The following is a 23,744-nucleotide window of genomic DNA, read 5'->3' on the forward strand; positions in this document are numbered from 1 at the left end:
TATTGAGGAGGCTTGAGGTGCTGAAACATATCTCCATTTTAAGTGCAGCGTTATTTTGCAGTACCGCCGTCGCAGAACAGCGACCGATCTTTGACGCACATATTCACTACAGCCACGATGCCGTCAAACTGGTTCCACCTGAACAGGTGGCCGAAATCCTTCGAGATGCAGGCGTGCGTAAAGCGCTGATTTCCAGCTCGGATGACAATGGCACTCAGCTATTGTTGGCCGTGGCACCGGACATCGTTGTTCCGGCGCTTCGCCCTTATCGTCGTCGCGGTGAGATCAACACCTGGATGCACGATGAAACTGTAATCGAGTATCTGGAAACAAACCTGGCAAAAAACAACTACGAGGCCATCGGCGAGTTTCACGCTTACGGAGATGACATCAAAACGCCGGTCATCCAACGCATGATTGCACTGGCGAAAGAGCGGAACCTAATCCTGCACCACCATGGTGATCGCGAGGCCGTTGATTTGATCTTCGAAACATGGCCGGAAGCTCGGGTATTGTGGGCCCATTCTGGGTTTGACGATCCAGCCAGTGTGGTCGATGCGCTAGACATCTATCCCGGGCTATGGGCCGATCTGGCATTTCGTTCGGACATGGTTTCGCGAGGCCGTGTCGACCCGGATTGGAGGGCTGCGTTCCAAGCCCATCCCGATAGGTTCATGGTCGGTACGGATACGTTCGCACCTGAACGTTGGTACTACGTAGGCCCTCATGCCGATTTTTCGCGTGAATGGTTGGATTTGCTGCCGGACCAGATCGCAGACAACATTGCATATGCTAACGCAGAACGTTTGCTGGCATCAGAATGACCCACTGCACTGTTTGGTTTTTTATATGGTCCAGCGCGGCGGTTGCTTGTGAAGCGACGGGGCAACGCATGAGTTCGGAAGTTCAAAACGCACCCAAGGTTTATCTGACGGTCGACGAAATTCCGTTGGCCCAACCGTTTTCGGTGTTGGTTTCAGTTTGTAGTGAAACTGCTGTGGGCCAAATGCGTGTGGATGCAATCATGCCCGCTCATCAACATGGTATGAACTATACTCCCAAGGTTACCGCATTGGACGGCGGAGTGTTCAGAATTGATGATATGTTGTTTCACATGCCGGGTTTGTGGGAGCTGCAAATCGATGTCGACGTCAGTGGCCAATCGGTTTTCTACACGTCAGAAATTGCGCTGAAATGAAGCTGTGGATGACAGCTGCGCTAATTTTTCTGACCGGGGCAGTACGTGCAGATGTCTTGTTGACCGAAGACGAAATTGAACAGACGTTGTCCTTTGGGCCGTGGCCACCATCCTTCCAGTCGGATCCAAGCAATAGGTTTTCCAAAGACGCCACGGCAATCAAGCTCGGACAGGCTTTATTCAACGATCCGGTGTTATCAGTCGATGGTGCCTTTTCCTGTGCAAGTTGTCATGATCCTGATCAGGCATTTACGACGCCGGAGGCGCGGGCACTCGGTCGTGATTTGTTAAATCGAAACACACCATCACTGCGAAACCTTGCCGGGCTGCGCTGGTATGGTTGGGGCGGCAAAAGCGATAATCTTTGGGCAGCCAGCCTGCATCCGATCATCGAAGAACAAGAGATGGCGCATAGTGCCGAAAGCCTAAAGATAGCTATCTCTGAAAGTACCTACATTGATGATTTTGAAGCCATATTTGGTCACCTCCAGGATCAAAGCCCTGAACTTTTTCTGGTAAATACTGCAAAAGCTCTTTCTGCTTACTTGGAGAGCTTAGCCACCGACCGGACGATATTTGACGATTTTCGCGATGCTTTGGAGCGCCGAGATGTTGCAGCGGCTAAGGAATACCCCGAAGCAGCTCAGCGAGGTCTTCAGCTCTTTTTAGGGCGCGGAAAATGCGTATTTTGCCACAACGGTCCGAGGTTTTCCAACAACGAGTTCCATGACGCAGGTGTGCCATATTTTCTGAATGAAACCGAGGTTGACCAAGGTCGGTTCGGAGGATTGAACATTTTACTCTCAAGCCCCTACACACTGGACAGCGACTGGAACGACGATCCGGAAAAGAAAGGTGCCTGGGCCGTGCGAAATGTACGCAGGAGCCATTCTGATTTTGGGACCTTTCGGACGCCCAGCCTGCGGGGAGTGGTTGAAACCGCTCCTTACATGCATGACGGCAGCTTAGGTGATCTGAAATCTGTGATACGGCATTACAGCAAAATTGATACTGAAAGGCTGCACGCCGATGGTGAAGCCATTCTTTCGGAATTGAATTTGTCTGAGCAGGAGATTGCAGACTTAGTTGCGTTTTTGGTCACGCTCTCCAAGGATTCTTAATAAAGCACTGGTGTTAAGGGCTTGGGAATGGGCTAATTGGCGAGCTATCTTAGCCTCTTCGTCTCGGGGATTAATTCGCTTCCGAAACTCTTAAACCTCCGCCTTTCACAAGCAGATCCACAATTGCGTCGACCCCGCTTCTGTGACGAAGTGACGAAAACAAGAAGGGCCTTCCTTTACGCATCATTTTCGCATCACGTTCCATAACTTGCAGCGAAGCGCCAACATGCGGTGCAAGGTCGGTCTTGTTGATTACGAGGATGTCTGATTTCGTAATCGCCGGCCCGCCTTTCCTGGGTATTTCTTCGCCTGCAGCGACATCGATCACGTAGATGGTCAGATCCGCCAGTTCCGGGCTGAATGTGGCTGATAGATTGTCGCCTCCGCTTTCAATCAAAACAATATCGAGATCCGGATGACGTGTCTGCATCTCGGCGACGGCGGCCAAATTGATCGAGGCGTCTTCGCGAATTGCTGTATGCGGGCAACCGCCAGTTTCGACGCCGATGATCCTGTCCCGCGGCAGGACCTGCATGCGCATCAGCGCTTCGGCATCTTCCTGCGTATATATGTCGTTAGTAATAACTCCCACCGAACAGACATCGCGCAGCGCTTCAGACAAGGCGGCGGTCAAAGTGGTTTTTCCGGCTCCTACTGGGCCTCCAATACCTACGCGAAGCGGGCCGTTCATACTGGTCATGTGCGGAAAATCCTCGAATATTGTGTTTCGTGCTTCATGGCCGCAATGTCCCCCAAGAACGCGGTAGAGCTTAACTCATCCAGGCTCGCCTTTTTTGCCCTTTCAGCAATCTGGGCACACAACTGTGTCAGCTGGCGGATCAACCGCTGCGCATCGGTCTGTCCCAGTGGTACAAGACGCGTCGCACAGGCGACAAGGTTGCTTGCGAATGCTTGCAGAAACATCTTGGTCGTCAGCTGCAAGGGAAGGTTTTGAAGTCTTGCAGCCCGTCCAATCGAGACGGGGTAGGTGAATTGCCCAAGGTCCAATTCCCAGACACCTTTAGTGACGTTTCCGAAGGCCTGTCCCAGCAACTCGGTTTCCATGAGCCTTTCGGATGTCGCACAAAAGGCGCGCGCCGCGATATCGACGTTGATCAGTTCTTCTTTGTCATGCGCGTTGAAGGCCGCCACAACGAACACAGCATCATTCCACCCAGAGCCATGTTCCAGCACATCTGAAATCCAGGCTTCAGTATCCCGAGAATTCGCGACAGTTCCCCCGTCAATCGCAGCTTCAAGCCCGTGAGAGTAGGCAAACCCCCCTACAGGATAGGCAGGGGACAACCATTGTGTCAGCGTCAGGATGTCGGCGTCAGTGAGTGTGGCCATGGGTCCTGCCGTGGCCATAGGCCCCGCCTTCTGGGGTGAATGGTTCATTCACCTCTCGCACTTTTGCTCCGATTTTAAGAAGCATATCACGGATGACGTGATCGACCTGGATCAACAGGCGGGTCTTTTCTATCTGACAAGGCGTGTGCCGATTGCCGATATGCCAGGCGATACGTGTCAGGTCCGGGGCTGTTACCTCCAGCAACACTTCCGGTGCCGCCTGTATTTCCACTTCGCGACCGTCGTCCAAAACCAACGCGCCACCGTGGTTCAGTGAGGTCGTTTGCGCGAGATCGATGAGAATCTGTTCACCGCTTTCGCAGGTAAGAACCTTACGCCGCAAAAAACGGTCGTCGTAGGTCAACGAGAGACAGTCTGCCGGATCGCCATGCGTGTGATCCGAATACTGGCGCGCAGTGCAGAGCAGGGCGGTCATACCATCACCTCCTCTGCAGCGGGAATAGTCAGAGCCAGATTGAGTCCGAGAACACTCGGTGCACGATCCGTTCGCGCGTCAGACCGCGGTTTTTCAGCTCTTCGTCGCTGAGCGATTGCAGGAATTCGACTTGCCGGACGCGAGATTGAGCTTCGGCTACGCTGATCAGGGCCGAGTAAATTGACGACCCGATGGATACGATTAAACCGGCCAGCGAAAAGCGCGTGTTTGTATGTGTTGCTGAGTGTGCCATTTGGACCCTCGTAAACGTTGGTCCTCCCATGGGTTTTTATATCTGTCATATTGGCCTCACTTAGAAGTGCGTATTTGGTCATTGCTGCCTTGCACCCGCCGCAACGCAGCACATTTTTTGATCAGAATAAAAAATATCGTTGCGCCATCGGCAGCGTTTCGGCGGGTTGGCAAGTCAGCAATTCGCCATCCGCACGCACCTCGTAGGTTTCCGGGTCGACCTCGACATGCGGTGTCGCGTTGTTCAACAGAAGGTCCTGCTTGCCAATTTCTCGCGTGTTTTGGACGGCGACGGTTTGCTTTGCCAATCCCAGTGTATCACCGATCCCATCCGCATGGGCCGCCTGCGAGACAAATGTGATCGCCGAGTTTTCCACTGACCGTCCGTAAGCGCCAAACATCGGCCGACTATAAACCGGCTGCGGTGTAGGGATCGACGCGTTGGGATCGCCCATTTGCGCGCAGGCTATGGTGCCGCCCAGCAGAACCATCTCGGGCTTCACCCCGAAAAAGGCCGGGTTCCAAAGGACGAGGTCGGCGCGTTTGCCTTCCTCGATGCTCCCGATCTCGTAGCTGAGCCCATGGGCAATAGCAGGGTTGATCGTGTATTTGGCAATATAGCGGCGGACGCGAAAGTTGTCGTTCTCACCGGTTTCTTCGGGTAGACGTCCGCGCTGTTTTTTCATTTTGTCAGCGGTTTGCCAGGTGCGGATCAGAACTTCGCCTACGCGCCCCATGGCCTGACTGTCAGAAGCGATGATGCTGAAGGCGCCCATGTCGTGCAGTATATCCTCGGCTGCGATTGTCTCACGCCGGATGCGGCTTTCGGCAAAGGCCACGTCCTCGGGGATGGATTTGTCGAGGTGGTGACAGACCATCAGCATATCCAAATGTTCCTCAACCGTGTTCACGGTGAAGGGCCGCGTGGGATTGGTCGAGGACGGCAGAACGTGGTTCTCGCCGCAGATCTTGATGATATCCGGGGCATGGCCTCCGCCTGCGCCTTCGGTGTGGAAGGCGTGGATAGTGCGACCCTTCATGGCCGCCACGGTGTTTTCGACAAAGCCTGATTCATTGAGCGTGTCGGTGTGAATCATCACCTGCACGTCCATCGCGTCGGCCACCGACAGGCAGCAATCAATGGCGGCCGGGGTGGTTCCCCAGTCCTCGTGCAGTTTCAGGGCACAGGCTCCGGCTTTGACCTGTTCTTCGAGCGCGGCAGGCAGCGAAGCGTTGCCCTTACCCGCAAAGGCTAGATTCATCGAGAAAGCATCCGCCGCCTGCAACATCCGCCCGATATGCCATGGACCGGGGGTGCAAGTGGTGGCCAATGTCCCATGCGCAGGACCTGTGCCCCCGCCCAGCATGGTTGTCAGGCCGGAATGCAGCGCGTCTTCGATCTGTTGCGGGCAGATGAAGTGGATATGACTGTCGAACCCACCTGCCGTCAGGATACGACCCTCGCCAGCAATGGCCTCGGTTCCGGGTCCTATGATGATGTCGACACCGGGTTGTGTATCGGGGTTTCCCGCCTTGCCGATCTTGGCGATCCGCCCGTCTTTCAGGCCAACGTCGGCCTTGTAGATGCCCGAGTGATCAACGATCAGAGCATTAGTGATGACCGTATCCACAGCGCCTTCGGCGCGCGTGGTCTGAGATTGCCCCATCCCGTCGCGGATTACCTTTCCGCCACCAAACTTGACCTCTTCGCCATAGCTGGTCAGATCATGTTCGACCTCGATCACAAGATCGGTGTCGGCCAACCGCAGCTTGTCCCCTGCGGTCGGGCCGAACATCGCGGCGTAGTCTGAGCGCTTGATCTTTGCTGGCATCAGAGTGCCCCCATGACCTTTTGATTGAAGCCGTAGACCCTGCGCGCACCACTGATCGGGATCAGCGAAACTTCGCGGGCCTGCCCCGGTTCGAACCGCACAGCGGTGCCTGGCGCAATGTCCAGGCGCAGGCCACGCGCGGCAGTTCGGTCAAAGTCGAGCGCCGGGTTGGTTTCGGCGAAATGGTAGTGTGAGCCGATCTGAACCGGGCGGTCGCCGGTATTGGCGACCATCAAAGTGATCGCATCAGTGTCGGGGTTCAGGGTAATTTCACCATCAGCCGGGAACAGCTCCCCGGGGATCATTTGTTCAGCTTTGTGATCAGCGCGACAGCAGCCAGCGCAACAACCGCCAGTCCAACGCCCATCGCCGCATAATCGGTGCCGTGCGCGTGGATATGCGTTCCGTTATGGGCGGCTGCCGGGCCAGCGAAGATCAGGGCGGGGAAAAGCATGCGTGTCATATTGGTTTCCTTTTTCAGCGAATGGGGTTGTGGACGGTCACCAGCTTGGTGCCATCTGGAAAGGTGGCTTCGACCTGAACTTCGTGGATCATTTCGGGCACACCTTCCATGCATTGCTCTCGAGTGATCACCTCGGCCCCGGCTTGCATCATGTCAGCAACTGAACGCCCATCGCGTGCACCTTCGACCACGGCATCGGTGATCAGGGCGATCGCCTCGGGGTGGTTCAGTTTGACGCCGCGGTCCAGGCGTTTGCGGGCGACTTCGGCGGCCATGGCGACTAACAGTTTGTCTTTTTCGCGAGGGGTCAGGTTCATGTCAAAGCATCCAGCATCGAGGCAGCGTGTCTTTGTTCAACCGACGCAAGATCGGCATCAATGTGCGACGGAGGGCAAAGCTGTTTTCGGCAAGAACACGAGCAACCAACAGGTTATTGCGGATCATAGTCGCACCTGCTGTGTCGGGCAGCATCTGACGAATGGCATTCAGATGACCTTCGGCTGACTCCGATACAAAGACGATCAACGCCATCGCACCCGCGCCGTTTGCAATATGCGGTTTGGACAGATGTTTGTGCCAATCACCCGAGTACTGGATCGCGTCAAGGAACACCTTTTTTCCTTGGTACCGTATCTCGATCCGATCGTTTAGACGGATATCGGTCAGCGTCTCGCCCATCGCAATACGGCCGAAGACCAGCGGCTCTACCATCAGCATCTCGGCATCTGGCGCCATCTCGATTTTCAGGCGTCGCTCCAGAGCGCTGCCATTGAACAGAATAGTCTCTTGCGGCAACCAGTTCAGCCGGGCTTCAGTCTCAACAGTCAGATGATTGGTAATCTGGCCACATTCTTGCGGCTTGGCCTTGTAGGCGCGCTCGCACGCTTGTGTTGTCAAAGTCAGCGCCGTTCCTTTTGCTGCCTTACCGGAAAGTCGAAATGAGTCGCCTCCGGTTACGCCGCCTGCCGTGTTAAGAAGAACCGCGTCAAGATCAGGTGTGTTGGTTCTGGGGAACAGACATTTATAAGACCCGGACTGGCGAAACTTGTTCAGCACCGTTCTGTCACCCAATTGCTTGGTACTCAAACTGACGGCGCCTGCAGCGCGCGGTGGAATAGCACTGTGCATAGGCAATATGGCTGCAACGTGGGTAATAGGGCACCTTTGGAACTTTGATTGGTGCCACTTGTTTCTCTGTTGAAGGGGCGGAACACTAATCTACAGAGTCGAAATCTGCTTAATTCGACATCGCGCGGCTAAATTTTAGACAGCGACCTCGGTCTTGGATGAAAAAATAGGCGCATCGCGCCGATTTTTCGAATTGGGTTAAAGGTAAGTTGCCAAGCTTGCTGCGATGCAGAAACCGTATGGGTGCCACCGCGGAGATGACCCGGGGGTGTGTGACGGCTGCGCGAATTGGACCTCGAACACAACCGCCACACGGAACGCAACAACAGTTGCGGGGATCAGGTAGAAGAAGAGTGTGCCTTTGTGCAAGCCCTCTCTCCCGGCCCCGCCAGGAGGATCACATGAAATCGCTCAAATCCACACTCGCCGGATCGGCAGTATTTGCTGTCATGGCCACCGCCGCCTTGTCGACCGAAGACACGATCAAGGTTGGAGTGCTGCATTCGCTTTCCGGTACGATGGCGATCTCGGAAACGACGTTGAAAGACACCATGCTGATGCTGATTGACCAACAAAACGCCAAGGGCGGTCTGTTGGGTAAACAGCTTGAAGCTGTCGTGGTCGACCCGGCCTCTGACTGGCCTCTGTTTGCCGAAAAAGCGCGTGAGCTGCTAACCGTCCATGAGGTGGATGTAATCTTTGGCAATTGGACTTCGGTGAGCCGCAAGTCGGTTCTGCCAGTGATCGAGGAACTAAACGGTCTTCTGTTCTATCCGGTCCAGTATGAGGGCGAAGAAAGCTCTAAAAACGTCTTTTATACCGGTGCCGCTCCGAACCAACAGGCCATCCCCGCCACGGACTATTTCCTGGAGGAACTGGGGGTCGAGAAATTCGCTCTGCTCGGCACAGACTATGTCTACCCCAGGACCACCAACAATATCTTGGAAAGCTATTTGAAGCAAAAAGGTATCGCGGAAGCAGATATCTTCGTCAATTACACGCCTTTCGGCCATTCCGACTGGTCCAAGATCGTGGCGGACGTGGTCGCGCTGGGCGCGGATGGTAAAAAAGTCGGTGTGATCTCGACCATCAATGGTGACGCCAATATTGGTTTTTACAAGGAATTGGCAGCGGCTGGTGTTTCGGCAGATGACATTCCGGTCGTGGCCTTCTCGGTCGGTGAGGAAGAACTGTCCGGTTTGGACACCACCAACCTCGTCGGTCACCTCGCCGCTTGGAACTACTTCCAGTCGGCGGATACTGAGGCCAACGCGGAATTTGTGGACACCTGGAAAGCCACCATGGGTGATGAACGTGTGACCAATGACCCGATGGAGGCGCATTACATCGGCTTCAACATGTGGGTAAACGCCGCGACCGAGGCCGGTTCGACCGAGGTCGATGCCGTGCGCGCCGCGATGTATGGGCAGGAATTCCCGAACCTGACCGGAGGCACCGCTGTGATGCTGCCGAACCATCACCTCGCGAAACCGGTTCTGATCGGTGAGATTCAGGAAGACGGCCAGTTCGATATCATCAGTGAGACTGATGTCGTGCCGGGTGACGCCTGGACCGACTTCCTGCCGGAGTCGGCTGTGCTCGTCTCGGATTGGAAAGAGCTGGGTTGCGGTATGTACAACACCGAGACCAAGACCTGCGTTCAGACCCTGTCGAACTACTAACAGACCACGCAAGGCGGGTTTGTTTGCCCGCCTTGCCACAAAAGACATTCGGGTTTCACCACATGGTACGACTTTTCCTTGCGGGCCTCGCAATCCTGTGCGCCTGCCTGACTGCCAACGCTCAAGAGGTCGGTCTACAACCGATCCTGCAAGAGCATCAGGAGATCATCGCCAAAAGCTCGCGCAAGACGATCAAACCGGCGATTGATGCGATTGCGTCAAGCGGCTTGCCCCAAGCGCAAGTGATGCTTGAGACATGGGCAGCCAAGAACATGTGGATGCGCAAGTCGGACGGTCTGTTCTTCGCTGGCCAGAAAGGAGAGGGGCGGTCGTATGAATTGACCGACTTCGATACCGGAGAAGTCGTCGGTACATTTGAGAAATCCGAGCTTAGGCAGCTGAAGCCCAACAGCGGTATCCGCGCGATGATCGGGACCGCTCTGGTCCGGTTCCAACTGACCGATCCGGATCGCGCAAAACGTCTGGCCGCATTGCAATCCATCCAACGTGATCCCGAAAGTGCACTCTTGGAGCCACTTCGCGCTTCGATAGGGGATGAACCCGAAGCAGAATTGAAGGCGCAAAAGCAGCGGCTGGAACGGTTGCTGACGATCGGTTTTGACGAAGATGCCGCAGCCCGCGTGGCCGCAATCGAAGAAATGTCCGGCGATCTGGGCGTAGACGTTCGTGCGGCTCTGAACCCGTTGGTCGTCACTGCCCGCCAAGCCGCTACCGAATTGCCCCAGGACCTGAACGTCGCCGTTATTCTTGAAGCGGGGTCAGACGCCTTAACGTCTGATGAAGCATATGACTTGCTCGTTGCAGGAAACCTGGCCGCACCGCGTGTTTCGGCGGAAGATATCAGATCGGCACTGGCGGCCAATATAGAAGGTGGTCGTGTAGGTGGTACTCCCGTCGCACAGCTGAATTCAGATGCAATGCGCGCGCGTGCGTATACCTCTCTGGCAGAGGCGGGGACTGTGCCAGCCTTGGTCACGAAGGCGGATGTCAACGCTGCAGTTAACACGCATGTATTCTTCGAAACCTACAGTGAGCCATCTGCCGAGGTCACTGAAGCAGCAGAGAAAGCCCTGCAACAGATCGAACTGAAGGTCGGCCTGAACCAAACACTCGACCTGACGCTGGACGCGATCTCACTGGCGTCGATCTATTTCCTCGCCGCCATCGGTCTGGCCATCACCTTCGGCGTGATGGGCGTGATCAACATGGCCCATGGCGAGTTCATCATGATGGGTGCCTATACTGGCTACGTGGTGCAGCAGATTATCCCTGATCATACGCTTTCGATCATGGTTGCTATTCCAATGGCTTTTGCCGTCACCTTCGCGATGGGCGTCGCTATGGAGCGGTTGGTGATCCGCTGGCTTTACGCTCGCCCGTTGGAGACGTTGCTGGCGACTTTCGGCATCTCAATTGCCCTACAGCAACTGGCCAAGAATATCTTTGGCACGCAGGCGCGCCCGCTGACTGCTCCAGGTTGGTTGGATGGTTCGTGGATGCTGAATGACGTGGTTTCAATCAGCTACATCCGCATTGCGATCTTCGTTCTGGCGCTTATTTTTCTGGGACTTTTCCTCTACATCATCAAGCGGACGAGGCTAGGGCTTGAGATGCGTGCAGTAACGCAGAACTCGCGCATGGCGGCGTCAATGGGGATTAATCCCGGGCGAGTGAATATGCTGACCTTTGGGCTTGGCTCCGGCATTGCCGGCATCGCCGGGGTCGCGATTGGCCTATTCGCCAAGGTCACGTCCGATCTGGGCAGCGACTATATCGTGCAAAGTTTCATGACAGTGGTTGTGGGTGGTGTTGGTAACATCTGGGGCGCGCTTGCAGGTGCGGGCATGATCGGCTTCCTGCAGAAGGGGATCGAGTGGATGAACCCGTCGAACACCCTCGCGGCCCAAACCTACATGATCATCTTCATCATCATTTTCATCCAGTTTCGGCCGCGGGGCATTATCGCCCTCAAGGGTCGCGCGGCGGGGGATTGAGCCATGGAACGCAGCTTTATCGCCAAGAACCCATCCGTGCTGGTCTTTCTTGCCATCCTGTCCCTGTTCACCCTGAGCGTAACCATCCTGTCCGAGGGATTCGGGATCGGTGTAATCTCGACCAGTTTCGTCAAAACGCTGGGCAAAACCCTGTGCCTTTGCCTGATCGCAGTGGCGATGGATCTGGTCTGGGGCTTCACCGGCATCCTGTCACTGGGTCACTTCGCCTTCTTCGGGCTGGGGGGCTACATGATCGGCATGTGGCTGATGTACGAACGCACCCGCCTGATCGTGGTCGACTCGCTGGCACAGGCCGAAATTCCACCGACGTCGTCCGAAGTGGTGGACGCGATTGGAACACAAGTCTTTGGCGTTGTCGGATCGTCGGAGTTTCCGTTGATCTGGGCGTTCTCCCACAGCCTGACCCTGCAACTGATCCTGGTTGTGCTGGTCCCGGGTCTGTTGGCGCTGGTCTTCGGATGGTTGGCTTTCCGGAGCCGTGTCACCGGTGTATACCTATCGATCCTGACACAGGCGATGACGTTGGCACTGGCCCTGTATCTGTTTCAGAACGACAGCGGGTTGCGTGGGAACAACGGCTTGTCCGGCCTGCAGAACCTGCCAGGTGTCACCGCCTCGCAGGACGTGGTGTCGATCTGGTTCCTCTGGGCCTCGGCGCTGGCCTTGGGTCTGGGCTATATGCTGGCAGCCTGGATCGTGTCAGGCAAGTTCGGCTCGGTCATCCGCGGCATTCGCGATAACGAGGCACGGGTGCGCTTCCTTGGCTATTCAGTCGAGGTATTCAAGCTGGCCGTCTTCACCCTGACTGCTTGTATCGCAGCCATTGCCGGCGCGCTTTATTACCCGCAAGCAGGCATCATCAATCCCGAGGAAATGGCCCCTATCGCCTCGATCTATTTGGCCGTCTGGGTCGCCATCGGTGGACGAGGCCGATTGTATGGCGCGGTAATTGGTGCAGCTTTTGTCAGTCTTCTGAGCACGTGGTTCACGGGCGGACAGGCCCCGGATATTCCGCTTGGATTTTACACGATCAAATGGGTCGACTGGTGGCAGGTGCTATTGGGCATAACTTTTGTGTTGGTTACGCTGTTCGCCCCGCAGGGTATCGGAGGATTGTTCGACTTGTGGACCGACAGCCGCCACCCGGACAGGCATGGGGCAAATCTGGGACCGGATGACGGCGCTCTGCGCGAGAAGGAGGCCATCGAATGAGCACTTTGCTTGAGGTTAGCGGCGTTTCGGTCACTTTCGATGGTTTCCGTGCTATCAACAACTTGTCGTTTCAGATCGGCGAGGCCGAGCTTCGCGCCGTGATCGGCCCAAACGGGGCAGGCAAGACCACGTTCATGGACATCATTACAGGTAAAACCCGGCCCGATGAAGGACGTGTCATCTGGGGGGAGAAATCGGTATCTTTGTTGGGGCTGTCCGAGGCAAAGATCGCGCAGGCTGGGATCGGAAGGAAGTTTCAGAAACCCACGGTTTTCGAAGACCAGACCGTGCAGGAAAACCTGTTGATGGCGCTTCAGAACAAACGTGGCTGGCTTCACGTGCTTTTCTATCGAACCTCCACTGACGATTTGCAAAAAGTTGAAGATCTGGCTGTCGAAATCGGTCTGAATCAGAGTTTAAGCCGCAAAGCTGGTGAACTGAGCCACGGTCAAAAGCAGTGGCTGGAAATTGGCATGCTGCTGGCTCAGGAGCCACGACTTTTGCTGGTGGACGAGCCTGCCGCTGGCATGACACCGCAGGAGCGCGAACACACCACCGACTTGCTAGTACAAGCCGCCAGAACCCGTGCCGTTGTCGTGGTGGAACACGATATGGAATTTGTACGACGCCTGAATTGCAAAGTCACGGTTCTACACGAAGGGTCCGCCTTGGCTGAAGGCAGTCTTGATCACGTGACATCTAACCAGGACGTCATCGACGTATATCTAGGGCGCTAAACAATGCTGAAGCTAACAGAACTGACTTTGCATTATGGGCATTCGCAAATCCTCAACGGGATTTCCATGGAAGCCAGACAAGGTGAAGTGACTTGCGTCATGGGGACCAATGGTGTCGGGAAAACCAGCCTTATGAAAGCAATATCAGGTACGCATCCGCGATCGGGCGGCAGTCTGGAACTGGACGGGGAAATTCTGGGCGTCCTGCCTGCTCATCAAATGGCGTGGAAAGGTGTGGCCTATGTCCCACAAGGTCGTGAGATATTTCCTTTGCTCACAGTTCGCGAAAATCTTGAAACGGGGTATGCCTGTCTGCCTGCCAGCGAACATTTCATTCCAGGTGATATATTTGATATGTTCCCGGTCCTCAAACAGATGCAAAACCGTCGCGGAGGTGACCTTTCTGGCGGTCAGCAGCAACAGCTGGCGATTGCACGGGCATTGATAACACGACCAGGCCTGCTTCTGTTGGACGAGCCGACCGAAGGTATTCAGCCCAACATCATCCAACAGATAGGCGAAGTCATCCGACACCTCAGAACCACGAGCGGAATGGCAATCATTCTGGTGGAGCAATACTTTGACTTTGCCTATGAACTTGCCGACAGATTTATCGCGTTGCGACGAGGAGAAGTCATAAGCAACGGCACCAGGGAAGACGTGACACGCGGTGAGTTGCTGCAGGCTGTAACAGTCTAGTGCTGATACTTGAAATTGCTTTCGGAAGTGAAGGATGAAATCCAGATTTAGTTCGGGACATAGTTTGACCCTACGAACATGTTAAGTACTAACAGTTTTTCCTTTTGAGATACCGTCGTTCGCTGACCCCTGCCTTGAGCGGAGAATTGTTTTGATCAAGTGAAGGACTTCATATCGTACTGAGGTTATGCTTGGCCTTTCCCCCAATTTGTATCGCAATTTGGGTAGTGGCGTGCAGGCTCAGTGGCCTACGAGCCATATTGCGTCAGGTTTCTATTATGCGTGTAAGTTTCGTACGATCGACTTTGGAGGCATGACGCTTGTCCATAGGGATGTTCTTAATCGAAATCACATTTGGAACGCCAAAACCAAGCGCAGATTCACTCCAATCGTCGATGTGATCCGCGGAACCTTGGACGCAAAGTGTGGGGCCTGCTTTGGTATTGACGAGCGCGCATCGATCTACACCTGGCCATCGCTGTGCCGCGACTTCGATAGCAAAGGGGAAGAGCGTACCTGAAAAGACTTCAATTTCGGACTCGACGCGCCCCCATAACCATAAACGCCCGTCATCATCCAGCGCGCCAGCGTCACCGGTCCGGTGCCATATGACACCACCTTCTTCGATTTTATTGTTCTTCGAGTGGGTCGGGTCCAAATACCCGTCATTCACATGTGCGCCGGCGACCTGAATTTCATTGTCGCGGATGCGGAGCGTGATTTCGGGCACTGGGTATCCCACAAGAAGACCCCTTCCAACAGCCATGTCGTGGTGATCCTTCACAGTGATATCCGCGGCGTCGAGATGGGCAATCGGTTCAGCCTCGGTCGACCCATAGACGCACACAACCGACAGACTGTGCCGGGTTCTCAACGCCTCGACAAGATTCGGAAACACCGGACCGCCGCCGGTGAACACCGTGTGCAACGGACCGGTATCGTCGGATTGAATCAGTTTTTCACATAGCGATGGTGGGATGAGGGCCCGGGTGATCTGTTGCGTTTGAAGCCAACTTTCCAACTGCACGGACGACAATCGGTCCAGCTTGCTAAACCTCCAGTTCGGTAAAACACTTGTGCGCCCGGCCGCCAGATTGATCAGGGTGAACACCGGAAAGGCCACCAGATCGCGCTCGGCCTTGCGGCTGTCGAGGAGGGGTGCGATGGCATCGTGCTGCGCCATCAGAAACGCATGCGAGCGCGGAATGGCCTTGGGCTGGCCATTAGTACCAGAAGTAAAGGAAATAAGGGCGATATCGTCCGGTTGTACCTTTTGCGCCACCGGGTTGCTGCGGCTTTTACCAGGCGTCAGCAGGGGCAGGGCCCAGAGATCCGGAACCAGAAATTTCAGCAAAGAATACGCACCCGCTGCACAGAACGCTTTTGGCTTCGTTGTTCGGGCGGCGTGGCGCAGACCGGCCAGCCCCAAGGCTGGCTCTGGTAAGACAACGGTTGCGCCAAGAGTCCAAAGCGCAGCCAGACTCGCATATAGGTCCGCGTTGACAGGCATGGCCAACAACACGCGATCACCTGACTGGATACCCTTGTCCTGCCACCGACCTGCCAAGTGCTGAACGCGCGTGCGCAGGGTTTGAAAGGTGATCTCGCGGCCCTTGCCGTCCACTATGGCTGTCCGGTCAGGAACCCGTTTAACCGCCGCGGCGAATTGGGACAGCAGGTCAGCCATTCAGCTTCCGTCCAAGCAAGGTATAGCGCCGGAATATTGTCGCGCCTTCCGCTGCGCTGCGGTCGGCGGAGGTATTGTCATCATGGATCAGCGCATGAATGGCGGTTTCGTACCCCATCCTGAACGCCGCCTTGTGAAACCGGTGAGCCAGATGCCGTCCGGCGCCCGGTTCGAGACTTGCATAGGTCTTGAGGATTGCGGATGCCGGATTGGGGCCTTCGGCATAATTGGGAATGCCAAACAGAAACCCGGCCAATGTCCCGTCATGGCGGCGCGCAAAAAGGATCAGGTCGGGCTTCATCATCGGCACAACTGGCATATACATGGCCAGAAAATCTGCCTCGGCAATCGGCTTGTAGAACGCGTTGTTTGAGAACGCACGGATTGAAAGTTTAAAGACCTGACGAAACAGGGCCTCGGGGTCTGTTCCATCCCATTCTTCCACGACAAAACCATCGGTTTCTGGCGGTGCTGATCCAGCGGCGGTCCGCAACGGCACCCGGGCCGAAAAATACCGGCTGATCTCTGTAAATCCTGCCGACTGGAAAACCCCCGGCTCATGAAGTTTGTTGGTAGGCTCCATCAGGAACGGAGCGGACCCGTCGCTATCCGAGACGAACCGGTAACTGTGCCAGGTATCGCCTGACATCGGCCCGATGATGCGATCCAGGCCTGCGTCTTGCACCCTCTCGATCCCTTTGCGCAGGATTTCGGCACCGGCTTCGGACGTTTTGCAGGAAAAATCGCCGAAGGTCGCGGCGCGCGCGCCTTCCCAGTTCGGACCGTTCAGATAAACGGTCAGCTTTGCATCCGCCGTTCTGATGTTCTCTTTGGTCATGAAAAAACTCCGGCAAAGAACCCAGCACTTAGCGATCCAGCAACGATCCAAACGTAATAAAGCAACGGCGGCGCGAGGGCCAATAGCGTCAGCCTGAGCACCCTATCTTTTTCGAACCAATGTGGTCGGAGCAACGGCGCTGCGGCTGAACAAGCTAATGAGAACAGGGCCAGTACCGTCAGCGGTTCGACCCAGTTCGACTGTTCAGAATTCTGGGAAACAGCCCAAGTCCGAATGAAATAAAGGACAGCCGCAGCAAGTGGTATAACAACAGGAATGGGACGCAGCGCCACAGCAGTGAGCCCCATAGCTAACCCCATCGCACTGAGCCCAAAAAAGGAAACTGCATCCCATCCCGTTGCATTTCCAGCCGCAAGCCAACCGAACCCCAAAAGCCCCAAGGCGGCTATGATATCCAGATCGGGGTACCTACTGTCACAAGGCGACGCAGTACGCGCCCAGCCATGTGCGGCAAGAACCATGATCGGCAGTACTGTGTTCTGCAGCTTTGCGGCGGCCAGTAGCAAAAAAACCGCGACAACATACACACGGGTCGCATGTTTGGTCAGGCCCAGTTTGGTTCCCACCACGCCAAAACTGGCAAGGGCGGCAAAGAACATGGCGGCCAACAGGGCGAGCTCTGCCAAAGAGCTGAAATAGTGGCCGTTTAGGAAAATCAACAAGCCAAGCGGCAGGAAAAGGTTGTCAAACCCACGCCAGCTTTGTGCCTCGACCAATGTGCCAAAAGCCGCAACCATAAGGCACAACATCATGATGTTAGATGGCGGGAGTTTCGATAAGAACAAGAAGCAGATGATCGCAACCAATAGCGTTACGACAAAAAACACCACGGACCCTTCTAAGCTCTTGTCGCCATCTTCTACCACGTAGCGTTTGGTTCCATACGTGGTCCCGGCAAGCGCAGCGGCTGCATCCGCCAGTGTTAGAACGGCGATTGGCAGGATGTAGAACAGCGTGTTTTCCCCGGCTAGCAGAAAGCATAGCCCAACTGACAGGGCGAGCAGAAAGTCGCCGTAGGACGTACGATCCACACCATGCAAAGTTGCACCCAGACCCGACGAAAAACGAGGCAGGCGCAGCACCAGCATCACCAGGATTGTGGCCGCAATCAGCATGTAAACCGGCCAGCGATCGGGAAACAACCAGGGCAGCAGCAACGCAAATAGGCCGGTGCTGACATGCATAAGCTTGCGCTGCACTTCGGGTTTCAGGCCCGCTGTATTGGCCAGATGGCGTATGACCATCATTACGCCGACCAGAGCCAGCACCGACCCCGCCGCCAGCAGAATCTGCCCAATAACAGTCACGGTTGAAACTCTTCGACGACGAAATCCGAATAGAAGAATGCCATGTCGCGGGCCTTCTGCTGTGTTTCGATGTCGGTCAGGGTTTCAACCTTGTTTCTGAATTCCGGCGGAACCCTCCGGGGTGCCATCATGTTCCAATAGACTAGTCGGGCATTTGGCTCTGCAGCGGTCAGGATCGACCCGTAAACCTGATGGAAGGTCTCGGGCGACATGTACTCGAAGATGTCGGACAGGTTGAATCCTCTGGCTTTTTCGTCGGTCGACACAAAAGCCTCAAGCGATCCAAGGCGGATGTCGAGACGATCCAACCGGGATCGGATTGTCTCATAATGCTCGGGACGCCACGCCATTGGCAGCGCGTCGCCATGATCGCCTTTGAGAATCCAGTGCAGATAGGGATTTTGCGAGGGATCGGTGGTGACCCCCGCATGACGGATGCGGCGGGCGACATGTTGGGCCGGGCTACCCTCGACATGATCGAAAAACGCACTGTCCCGGCCCATGCGACCCATGACGAGGCGAGAGAAGAAGATGTTCAGCAAAAGACGCCATCGCACCGTGTTGAACCGTGTGTCGAAGAACGACTGTCGCTCTGCGGGCGAGCGGGGTACAAACACTGCGTCAATCGTTCGGCGTGAATGCACAAGAGGCAGTAGCCAAGTTCGAAAGATGCGAAAATAACGCTCGAACTTGCCGACGCCACCGATGCCGTGTTTTTCGACTTCCGTGATCAGAGTCCGCCAGAACGCGCGCGTTTCGGCATCTGTGGCTTCCAAAACCTGGTTCAGCAATGCGCCCCGTCGGGTACTTCGCCGCGAGCCGGTGAGTTCAATGAATTCGGGATGGGTCAGCACCTTATAGGCCGCGATCCTGAGCTTAAGGCAGGCGATCTGGGCCGGTGAAAGATCCAGAACTACAACGCGCGCGGGATCGAGTGTCAGCATTGCCAGCGCATTATCCCCGGCAGAGCAGATGGAGACCAATGTCTTGCCCGCACAATCGCCCAGGGCGGAGGTGAGAACATCCGCGTCTTCCCACAGTTGGGCATAGCGGATATGGTCGAAATCCGCCTTTTTCTCAATCTCACTGCTACCCATCGCAGCGTTCCACCGCACCGCTTGCCCCGTCGACCCGGATCATCTCGCCATCTTCGATCCAGTTTGTGGCGCCTTTCAGGCCAACCACGCAGGGGATACCCAGTTCGCGTGCGACAATCGCAGAATGTGACAACAGAGATCCCCGTTCGACGACGATGGCGGATGCGTTCGAGAATACGGCGATCCAGCCCGGATCGGTGTGGCGCGCCACAAGTATATCTCCGGGGTTCAAGGCCTCGGTGCGCGGGTCGCGGATCACGCGCGCGCGCGCCTTGATCTGACCTGCGGAACAGCCCGTGCCCTGCTTCATCCGTGCAGGGTCCACCTCGGCGTCTACGCTCTCGGACCAGACCGGCGCGATGGCGGGGCCACGGATTTCGATGCGTTCCGGCGGGTCGGGGCGTCGGGACGAGGCTTCGTCTTCCAGTTTGCGCCGCGCAACGATGCCTTTCAGATCAGATGTCAGGCTATAACCTTCGACTGCTCCGAGAACTTCATGTGTTGTCAGGAAGAATACATCCTTTGGCGATGAAAGCAGGTCACGCGCAGCGAATTCGCGGCCGATGCCCAGAAACACGCGCCGCGCATAACCAAATATGCGCGTGCGTTCAAAGCGCAGGTTTTCTCGGTCGCGCACCCGCGCCTTGGTCCAGCCCAAAATCCATTTGGCGAAGTACCGTTTGAGTGGGTTTGACGGAAACAGAGCCTTCCAGTCCGGTTCATCGCCGTCCTGACGCCCGGAAGGTGGACGTTCAGCGCTGGCTGCAATGGCCAGCAACAGACTGGTCGGGTCATCGCGTAACGGAACGCTTTCTAGCTTGAGCTCTTCCGTACACCGGTCGCCGAACTTCTCAAGATACGCATCAACCTCGGCTTCGATTTGTCGGTGTCCTGACAAAACCGACAGATTTGCATTGGCCTTCAAAGGAGCGGCAAGCCCTGCCTGCCGAACCAACTCTCCCATCCGGGCGATGCGTTGCGCGGGTTCCGCCGAAACGATATCACCTTGCCCGATCATGAGGTCGTTGTGCAGGGTCAACCCGGCCTCGCCCAGCCACTTTTGCAGCAGGTTGCGCGAGCCGCCAAAGGCAATCATGCACAGGAAATCGTTGATCAGCGGGGCATCCCACCGATCCAGCAGAGTGCTTTCAATGCGCCGGTATTCCACAGCCAGTTGGGTCGCGTTAGAGGCATCCACGTTCAGCCCCGTCTGTAATATGTCGTTCAGCCTGCGGTAAAAATCACGCCGGGTCTGCGGTAGGCGGATGGCCTGCCAGATCAGGCCGCCCGCAACCTTGGCCAGTTTCGCGTACTCCACGATCTTGTGCCAGCCGGTGGTGGGGGGTGGGGCAAGAGCATCCGTGACCTCACGCGGCATCGGTTCAGAAACGCCCATCATCGTTTCCATATAGTTGCGGTTCAGTGAAAACCCGGGCAACAGTGCCAGCGCGCGATACCAGTTGATCAGATTGTAATAGGCGCGCCCGTCCACCCGCCCCAGTAAATTGTCAAACACAGTGGGGTTCAGCGCGACCGTGTGCCGGGACACGCCCAGCAGCCTAACGAAAGCGCGATATACCTGAGAATACACGTGCAGGGCAAAGGAATAAGTCAGCGGGCTGACGATGCCCGGATAGCTTTCGACGATATTGGAATTGTCGAAAATGGTAAGCGTCTGATCTTCGAGCGGGGCAGGGCGCAGGGCCGTGGTGATCGGGCGGGCCTGCAGAATATGCAGCCCTTGCGCATCAATGGCCCATTCGATGTCCTGAGGAGAACCGAATAACGCCTCGGCCTTTCGGGCGAGGGCCGCGATGGATCGCGCCTCCGTGACGGTCAAATGTGCAGGGGCGTCAGGAGCGCTTTCCGGTACGCCATCTGCATCGATGACCCAGTCTTCTCCGTCCGCTTTCCCCGACACAAGCTGCTCTGCAAGCCCGTCAATCGCTGAGATCACGACCACATCGCGCCGGCCACTGACCGGATCGGCGGAAAAGGCTACCCCGGCCGCTTTGGCATCGATCATGCGTTGCACGATGATTGCGGGGGCCTCGGCCTCGCCACCGGATTTGACCGCGCGGTAGGTTTCGATCGTTGATGAGAAACCGGATTGCCAAACCTGCTTGGCCGCCGCGATCACACTCTTGCCGGGAACATTCAGGACCGTTGCGAACTGTCCTGCATGGCTGTGGTCCACGCCATCTTCGGACTGGCCAGAACTGCGTACCGCGTAAGGCCCGGACCCGAGTGTTTCAAGCGCGGTGGACACCGCCGGTCGCAGGCCTTTTTGCGCGATCAGGCCCGATTGCCCCATACGAAACGCGTCATTTGTGATGACAAAGAATGCGGGCGGGGAAAACCCGTGCTGTGACAGATGCGACAGGGCTGCCGCTTTGCCTCCAACCACAGAGATGTCGTTGGCATCCATTTGGTCGACGATGAAAGTCATGCTACGGCTCCGATCAGGTAGGGTAGGAAACCAGCCGTGGCATAGCTGAAAAATACCCACAGACCGGAAACAGCGTCCATCCTGTTTTGTGCTTTCTCAGTGGGTGTCTGACTGTAGTGGAATACAGCAACCCCGCAGGGAACCAGCGCCAGTGTGCCGATCAGGGCGCTTGGCCAGCCAACCCCGGTGGCGCTTCCTGTGCCGGCGAGAAGCGCGTAGGATAACAGAACGCAGCCGATCCAGATACGTCCCGCCGTACGCGGACCCCATAGGGAGGAATAGGTGTCGACCCCTTCGATCTCGTTTTCGGGCGCCCACAATTTCCGCCCGATCTCAAGGACGCAGCCATTCACAAAGGACAACGCCAGGAACAGCCATATTGATGGTGCCGCGCCGCCTGCCGGCAGCCATTCGAGGCCAGTCAGCAATAGATCGATCAAGGGCATGATTGCCATATGGCTGAGCAGGTACAGAACCGGCCGGGCCTTCAGCCAGGCCGGGACACCGAATTCAATTGTCATCGCAGCGAGCCAGATCCAAACCGCGCCCAACAGCCACAAAACCGACGGGTGCCAGAACCAGGCAGCCGCAAGTGCAATTGGAATGGTCAATAAGCCCAAGCTCAAAACTTCGCCTGGTGAGACCAATCCGCGTGGGATTGGCCTGTTGGGTCGGTAACGTCGGTCATCCTCGGCGTCCTTGAACTCGTCACAGACCCGCATCTGGAAGAACAGCGCCATGGCCAGCACAAAACCGGCGGCAAAGGCAGGCCACTCGGGCAAGGGGCGGTCTGCCAGACGGGCAGACACACAAATGCTGGCCGAGGAAAACACCAGCAACAGGGGGACGGTTTTCTTAAGCGGAAAGCGCTCGGATTGGTAAATCCAAAATCGGTTCTGAAAGCTCATCTGTGGCGGGCCAGACTTTCATGGGCGCGGGTGAAATGACCGGCAGCAATCGCGGCGACAATGGAGATTTCGCCGCATAAGCACGTGGCCGCAGCAACTTCGGCCAAAGCCGTGCCACACCCGCTGCCCCGTAGACCGAGTATGTTCAGTGCTGCTGCCTGGCTTGGCAAACCGGTTCCGCCGCCAACCGAGCCGACAAGGATATTCGGAAGCGTAACCGAGCAGAATAGATCGCCGCCCCTAGGTTCCATACGCGTGACGCCCATTGCACTTTCGGCAACGCAGGCCGCGTCCTGTCCGGTTGCGATATAGAACGCAGCCAGCCCGTTGGCATAATGCGCCTGTGCGCCAAACTGGCCAGACAAATGTGCGCCCAGATTGGCGACACGGCCATAGTCCAGCATCGCCTCGACCGTCGTTCCCAGTGTCTTTTCGACAATCTCAGCCGGAAGCGTAACCGAGGCGCTGACTTTCCGCCCGCGCCCCGTCACCAACCCCAGCGCCGAGGCCTTTTTGTCGCCCGAGAAATTACCTTCGACATACCAGTTCTCAATCGCAACAGGACAGCTATCCGCGATTGCGTGGCAAAGGGCGTCGGTGGCGATTGTCACCATGTTCTGACCTGCAGCATCACCAGTGGTATAGCGGCAAATCAGGAAAACGACGTTGGTGTCAATGAATGGCTCCAGCGATACAAGCTTGCCATGACGGGTCGTCGCTTCGGCCGCAGATTTGAGCATGTCAACATTGGTCACCACCCAATCCACAAATTGCCCCGCTCTTAGCAGGCTATCGAACACAAAGGCCGGGGTCCGCAGCACGCCTTCGTATAAAACAGCGGTACTGATACCGCCCGACCGAGTGGCGGCGTAGGCGCCCCGGGCATAAGATGCGACCAGCGCTGCCTCGGTTGTTGCGAGGGGGACATGAAAGTCGCCGTTGGCGTTCATTCCGTTCAGGCGTAAGGGGCCAATAACCCCGACTGGAAGCTTAACCGTCCCGATGAAATTCTCGATATTGGCGCCATAGGTTTCGGCATTTTCGATAGCCGCCGAATCTGCAATTTGTGCCTGATCCTTGTCGCTGGCCGTTGGTTTCAACTTCTCCCAGAATCGTGCGACCATCTCCTTGGTCGGCTTGCGAGATGGGCGTAAGGTTGAAAACTCTGCATCGCTTGGCGCCATCTGCTGAGGTATCTGGTCAGCATCAAATCGTGCTTTTATGCGTTGAAGCATTTCCCGGACATGAAACGGAATTACCAATAGCGCGCTCCAATAGATTTTCTGTGCAA

General features: G+C 56.2%; 24 protein-coding genes. 8 read left to right on the forward strand and 16 right to left on the reverse strand.

The features are described 5' to 3' along the window. The first annotated feature begins 17 nt into the window (after window positions 1–17). The 3 genes from ACR0I1_RS16360 (at window position 18) to ACR0I1_RS16370 (ending at window position 2,319) form a co-directional block, all read left to right on the forward strand. The gene (locus ACR0I1_RS16360; RefSeq protein WP_170513215.1) at window positions 18–824 is read left to right on the forward strand and encodes an amidohydrolase family protein; all 807 of its coding nucleotides are present in this window, start codon (window positions 18–20) and stop codon (window positions 822–824) included. A 68-nt stretch (window positions 825–892) separates the two neighbouring features. Next, entirely contained in the window at window positions 893–1,198 is a 306-nt protein-coding gene (locus ACR0I1_RS16365) for a hypothetical protein (protein WP_480707316.1), read from the forward strand. Further along, window positions 1,195–2,319 carry a cytochrome-c peroxidase gene (locus ACR0I1_RS16370; RefSeq protein ID WP_480707318.1) on the forward strand — a complete coding sequence of 375 codons (1,125 nt, stop codon included), beginning with the start codon at window positions 1,195–1,197 and terminating at the stop codon, window positions 2,317–2,319. Before ACR0I1_RS16365 ends, ACR0I1_RS16370 begins: the two co-directional genes overlap by 4 nt. Window positions 2,320–2,389: 70 nt before the next feature. Here ACR0I1_RS16370 and ureG read toward each other — a convergent pair whose 3' ends face one another. From ureG to ACR0I1_RS16415, 9 genes are all read right to left on the reverse strand, one after another. Beyond that, window positions 2,390–3,019: an urease accessory protein UreG gene (gene ureG, locus ACR0I1_RS16375; protein ID WP_170636300.1), complete on the reverse strand. Its 630-nt coding sequence runs from the start codon at window positions 3,017–3,019 to the stop codon at window positions 2,390–2,392. Next, entirely contained in the window at window positions 3,016–3,669 is a 654-nt protein-coding gene (locus tag ACR0I1_RS16380; protein ID WP_480707320.1) for an urease accessory protein UreF, read from the reverse strand. The genes ureG and ACR0I1_RS16380 overlap by 4 nt, the downstream gene beginning before the upstream one ends. After that, window positions 3,653–4,105: an urease accessory protein UreE gene (ureE, locus tag ACR0I1_RS16385; protein ID WP_170565436.1), complete on the reverse strand. Its 453-nt coding sequence runs from the start codon at window positions 4,103–4,105 to the stop codon at window positions 3,653–3,655. The genes ACR0I1_RS16380 and ureE overlap by 17 nt, the downstream gene beginning before the upstream one ends. Before the next feature lie 28 nt (window positions 4,106–4,133). Next, complete coding sequence (locus ACR0I1_RS16390; RefSeq protein ID WP_170392788.1) at window positions 4,134–4,358, reverse strand: DUF1127 domain-containing protein; 225 nt, start codon at window positions 4,356–4,358, stop codon at window positions 4,134–4,136. A 121-nt stretch (window positions 4,359–4,479) separates the two neighbouring features. Then, window positions 4,480–6,189 carry an urease subunit alpha gene (gene ureC, locus ACR0I1_RS16395; RefSeq protein WP_480707322.1) on the reverse strand — a complete coding sequence of 570 codons (1,710 nt, stop codon included), beginning with the start codon at window positions 6,187–6,189 and terminating at the stop codon, window positions 4,480–4,482. Then, window positions 6,189–6,494 carry an urease subunit beta gene (locus tag ACR0I1_RS16400; protein WP_170392786.1) on the reverse strand — a complete coding sequence of 102 codons (306 nt, stop codon included), beginning with the start codon at window positions 6,492–6,494 and terminating at the stop codon, window positions 6,189–6,191. The genes ureC and ACR0I1_RS16400 overlap by 1 nt, the downstream gene beginning before the upstream one ends. Then, window positions 6,491–6,652, reverse strand: a complete 162-nt coding sequence (locus ACR0I1_RS16405) for a peptidase M23 (RefSeq protein ID WP_170392785.1) — start codon at window positions 6,650–6,652, stop codon at window positions 6,491–6,493. The genes ACR0I1_RS16400 and ACR0I1_RS16405 overlap by 4 nt, the downstream gene beginning before the upstream one ends. A 14-nt stretch (window positions 6,653–6,666) precedes the next feature. After that, entirely contained in the window at window positions 6,667–6,969 is a 303-nt protein-coding gene (locus tag ACR0I1_RS16410) for an urease subunit gamma (protein WP_170392784.1), read from the reverse strand. Window position 6,970: 1 nt separating this feature from the next. After that, complete coding sequence (locus ACR0I1_RS16415; RefSeq protein ID WP_480707324.1) at window positions 6,971–7,738, reverse strand: urease accessory protein UreD; 768 nt, start codon at window positions 7,736–7,738, stop codon at window positions 6,971–6,973. Window positions 7,739–8,181: 443 nt separating this feature from the next. On the opposite strand from ACR0I1_RS16415, the gene urtA reads away from it, so the two are divergent. From urtA to urtE, 5 genes are all read left to right on the forward strand, one after another. Further along, window positions 8,182–9,462, forward strand: a complete 1,281-nt coding sequence (urtA, locus tag ACR0I1_RS16420; protein ID WP_170392782.1) for an urea ABC transporter substrate-binding protein — start codon at window positions 8,182–8,184, stop codon at window positions 9,460–9,462. A gap of 62 nt (window positions 9,463–9,524) precedes the next feature. Then, the gene (urtB, locus tag ACR0I1_RS16425; RefSeq protein WP_480707326.1) at window positions 9,525–11,477 is read left to right on the forward strand and encodes an urea ABC transporter permease subunit UrtB; all 1,953 of its coding nucleotides are present in this window, start codon (window positions 9,525–9,527) and stop codon (window positions 11,475–11,477) included. A gap of 3 nt (window positions 11,478–11,480) precedes the next feature. Continuing rightward, entirely contained in the window at window positions 11,481–12,710 is a 1,230-nt protein-coding gene (gene urtC / locus ACR0I1_RS16430; RefSeq protein ID WP_170424908.1) for an urea ABC transporter permease subunit UrtC, read from the forward strand. Continuing rightward, window positions 12,707–13,447, forward strand: a complete 741-nt coding sequence (gene urtD / locus ACR0I1_RS16435; protein ID WP_170424910.1) for an urea ABC transporter ATP-binding protein UrtD — start codon at window positions 12,707–12,709, stop codon at window positions 13,445–13,447. Before urtC ends, urtD begins: the two co-directional genes overlap by 4 nt. Before the next feature lie 3 nt (window positions 13,448–13,450). Then, window positions 13,451–14,146, forward strand: coding sequence for an urea ABC transporter ATP-binding subunit UrtE (gene urtE / locus ACR0I1_RS16440; protein ID WP_480707328.1), 696 nt, complete (start codon window positions 13,451–13,453; stop codon window positions 14,144–14,146). Window positions 14,147–14,411: 265 nt separating this feature from the next. Here the strand turns inward: urtE and ACR0I1_RS16445 are convergent, their stop codons facing one another. Genes ACR0I1_RS16445 through ACR0I1_RS16475 form a run of 7 tightly spaced genes read right to left on the reverse strand, consistent with a single transcriptional unit; the run spans window position 14,412 to window position 23,637 of the window. Beyond that, entirely contained in the window at window positions 14,412–15,833 is a 1,422-nt protein-coding gene (locus tag ACR0I1_RS16445) for an AMP-binding protein (RefSeq protein ID WP_480707330.1), read from the reverse strand. Continuing rightward, window positions 15,826–16,671: a hypothetical protein gene (locus ACR0I1_RS16450; protein ID WP_480707332.1), complete on the reverse strand. Its 846-nt coding sequence runs from the start codon at window positions 16,669–16,671 to the stop codon at window positions 15,826–15,828. Before ACR0I1_RS16450 ends, ACR0I1_RS16445 begins: the two co-directional genes overlap by 8 nt. Then, window positions 16,668–17,999, reverse strand: coding sequence for a hypothetical protein (locus ACR0I1_RS16455; RefSeq protein ID WP_480707334.1), 1,332 nt, complete (start codon window positions 17,997–17,999; stop codon window positions 16,668–16,670). The genes ACR0I1_RS16450 and ACR0I1_RS16455 overlap by 4 nt, the downstream gene beginning before the upstream one ends. Further along, window positions 17,996–19,096 (reverse strand): DUF3419 family protein, encoded by a 1,101-nt coding sequence (locus tag ACR0I1_RS16460; protein WP_170802190.1) that lies wholly within the window; start codon window positions 19,094–19,096, stop codon window positions 17,996–17,998. The genes ACR0I1_RS16455 and ACR0I1_RS16460 overlap by 4 nt, the downstream gene beginning before the upstream one ends. Next, entirely contained in the window at window positions 19,089–21,545 is a 2,457-nt protein-coding gene (locus ACR0I1_RS16465) for a PEP/pyruvate-binding domain-containing protein (protein WP_480707336.1), read from the reverse strand. Before ACR0I1_RS16465 ends, ACR0I1_RS16460 begins: the two co-directional genes overlap by 8 nt. Continuing rightward, window positions 21,542–22,453: a UbiA family prenyltransferase gene (locus ACR0I1_RS16470; RefSeq protein ID WP_480707338.1), complete on the reverse strand. Its 912-nt coding sequence runs from the start codon at window positions 22,451–22,453 to the stop codon at window positions 21,542–21,544. Before ACR0I1_RS16470 ends, ACR0I1_RS16465 begins: the two co-directional genes overlap by 4 nt. Next, a complete protein-coding gene (locus tag ACR0I1_RS16475) occupies window positions 22,450–23,637 on the reverse strand; it encodes a hydroxymethylglutaryl-CoA reductase (RefSeq protein ID WP_480707340.1) in 1,188 nt (395 codons plus the stop codon). Before ACR0I1_RS16475 ends, ACR0I1_RS16470 begins: the two co-directional genes overlap by 4 nt. Between the last annotated feature and the right edge of the window lie 107 nt (window positions 23,638–23,744).

The organism is Ruegeria sp. B11 (genome assembly GCF_056539785.1).

Bases quoted from the DNA above. Each gene is read 5' to 3' on its own strand.
- ACR0I1_RS16365 (WP_480707316.1), top strand. From the start codon at position 893: ATGAGTTCGGAAGTTCAAAACGCACCCAAGGTTTATCTGACGGTCGAC.
- ACR0I1_RS16370 (WP_480707318.1), top strand. From the start codon at position 1,195: ATGAAGCTGTGGATGACAGCTGCGCTAATTTTTCTGACCGGGGCAGTA.
- ureG (WP_170636300.1), bottom strand. From the start codon at position 3,019: ATGACCAGTATGAACGGCCCGCTTCGCGTAGGTATTGGAGGCCCAGTA.
- ACR0I1_RS16380 (WP_480707320.1), bottom strand. From the start codon at position 3,669: ATGGCCACACTCACTGACGCCGACATCCTGACGCTGACACAATGGTTG.
- ureE (WP_170565436.1), bottom strand. From the start codon at position 4,105: ATGACCGCCCTGCTCTGCACTGCGCGCCAGTATTCGGATCACACGCAT.
- ACR0I1_RS16390 (WP_170392788.1), bottom strand. From the start codon at position 4,358: ATGGCACACTCAGCAACACATACAAACACGCGCTTTTCGCTGGCCGGT.
- ureC (WP_480707322.1), bottom strand. From the start codon at position 6,189: ATGCCAGCAAAGATCAAGCGCTCAGACTACGCCGCGATGTTCGGCCCG.
- ACR0I1_RS16400 (WP_170392786.1), bottom strand. From the start codon at position 6,494: ATGATCCCCGGGGAGCTGTTCCCGGCTGATGGTGAAATTACCCTGAAC.
- ACR0I1_RS16405 (WP_170392785.1), bottom strand. From the start codon at position 6,652: ATGACACGCATGCTTTTCCCCGCCCTGATCTTCGCTGGCCCGGCAGCC.
- ACR0I1_RS16410 (WP_170392784.1), bottom strand. From the start codon at position 6,969: ATGAACCTGACCCCTCGCGAAAAAGACAAACTGTTAGTCGCCATGGCC.
- urtA (WP_170392782.1), top strand. From the start codon at position 8,182: ATGAAATCGCTCAAATCCACACTCGCCGGATCGGCAGTATTTGCTGTC.
- urtB (WP_480707326.1), top strand. From the start codon at position 9,525: ATGGTACGACTTTTCCTTGCGGGCCTCGCAATCCTGTGCGCCTGCCTG.
- urtC (WP_170424908.1), top strand. From the start codon at position 11,481: ATGGAACGCAGCTTTATCGCCAAGAACCCATCCGTGCTGGTCTTTCTT.
- urtD (WP_170424910.1), top strand. From the start codon at position 12,707: ATGAGCACTTTGCTTGAGGTTAGCGGCGTTTCGGTCACTTTCGATGGT.
- urtE (WP_480707328.1), top strand. From the start codon at position 13,451: ATGCTGAAGCTAACAGAACTGACTTTGCATTATGGGCATTCGCAAATC.
- ACR0I1_RS16445 (WP_480707330.1), bottom strand. From the start codon at position 15,833: ATGGCTGACCTGCTGTCCCAATTCGCCGCGGCGGTTAAACGGGTTCCT.
- ACR0I1_RS16450 (WP_480707332.1), bottom strand. From the start codon at position 16,671: ATGACCAAAGAGAACATCAGAACGGCGGATGCAAAGCTGACCGTTTAT.
- ACR0I1_RS16460 (WP_170802190.1), bottom strand. From the start codon at position 19,096: ATGGGTAGCAGTGAGATTGAGAAAAAGGCGGATTTCGACCATATCCGC.
- ACR0I1_RS16465 (WP_480707336.1), bottom strand. From the start codon at position 21,545: ATGACTTTCATCGTCGACCAAATGGATGCCAACGACATCTCTGTGGTT.
- ACR0I1_RS16470 (WP_480707338.1), bottom strand. From the start codon at position 22,453: ATGAGCTTTCAGAACCGATTTTGGATTTACCAATCCGAGCGCTTTCCG.
- ACR0I1_RS16475 (WP_480707340.1), bottom strand. From the start codon at position 23,637: ATGGCGCCAAGCGATGCAGAGTTTTCAACCTTACGCCCATCTCGCAAG.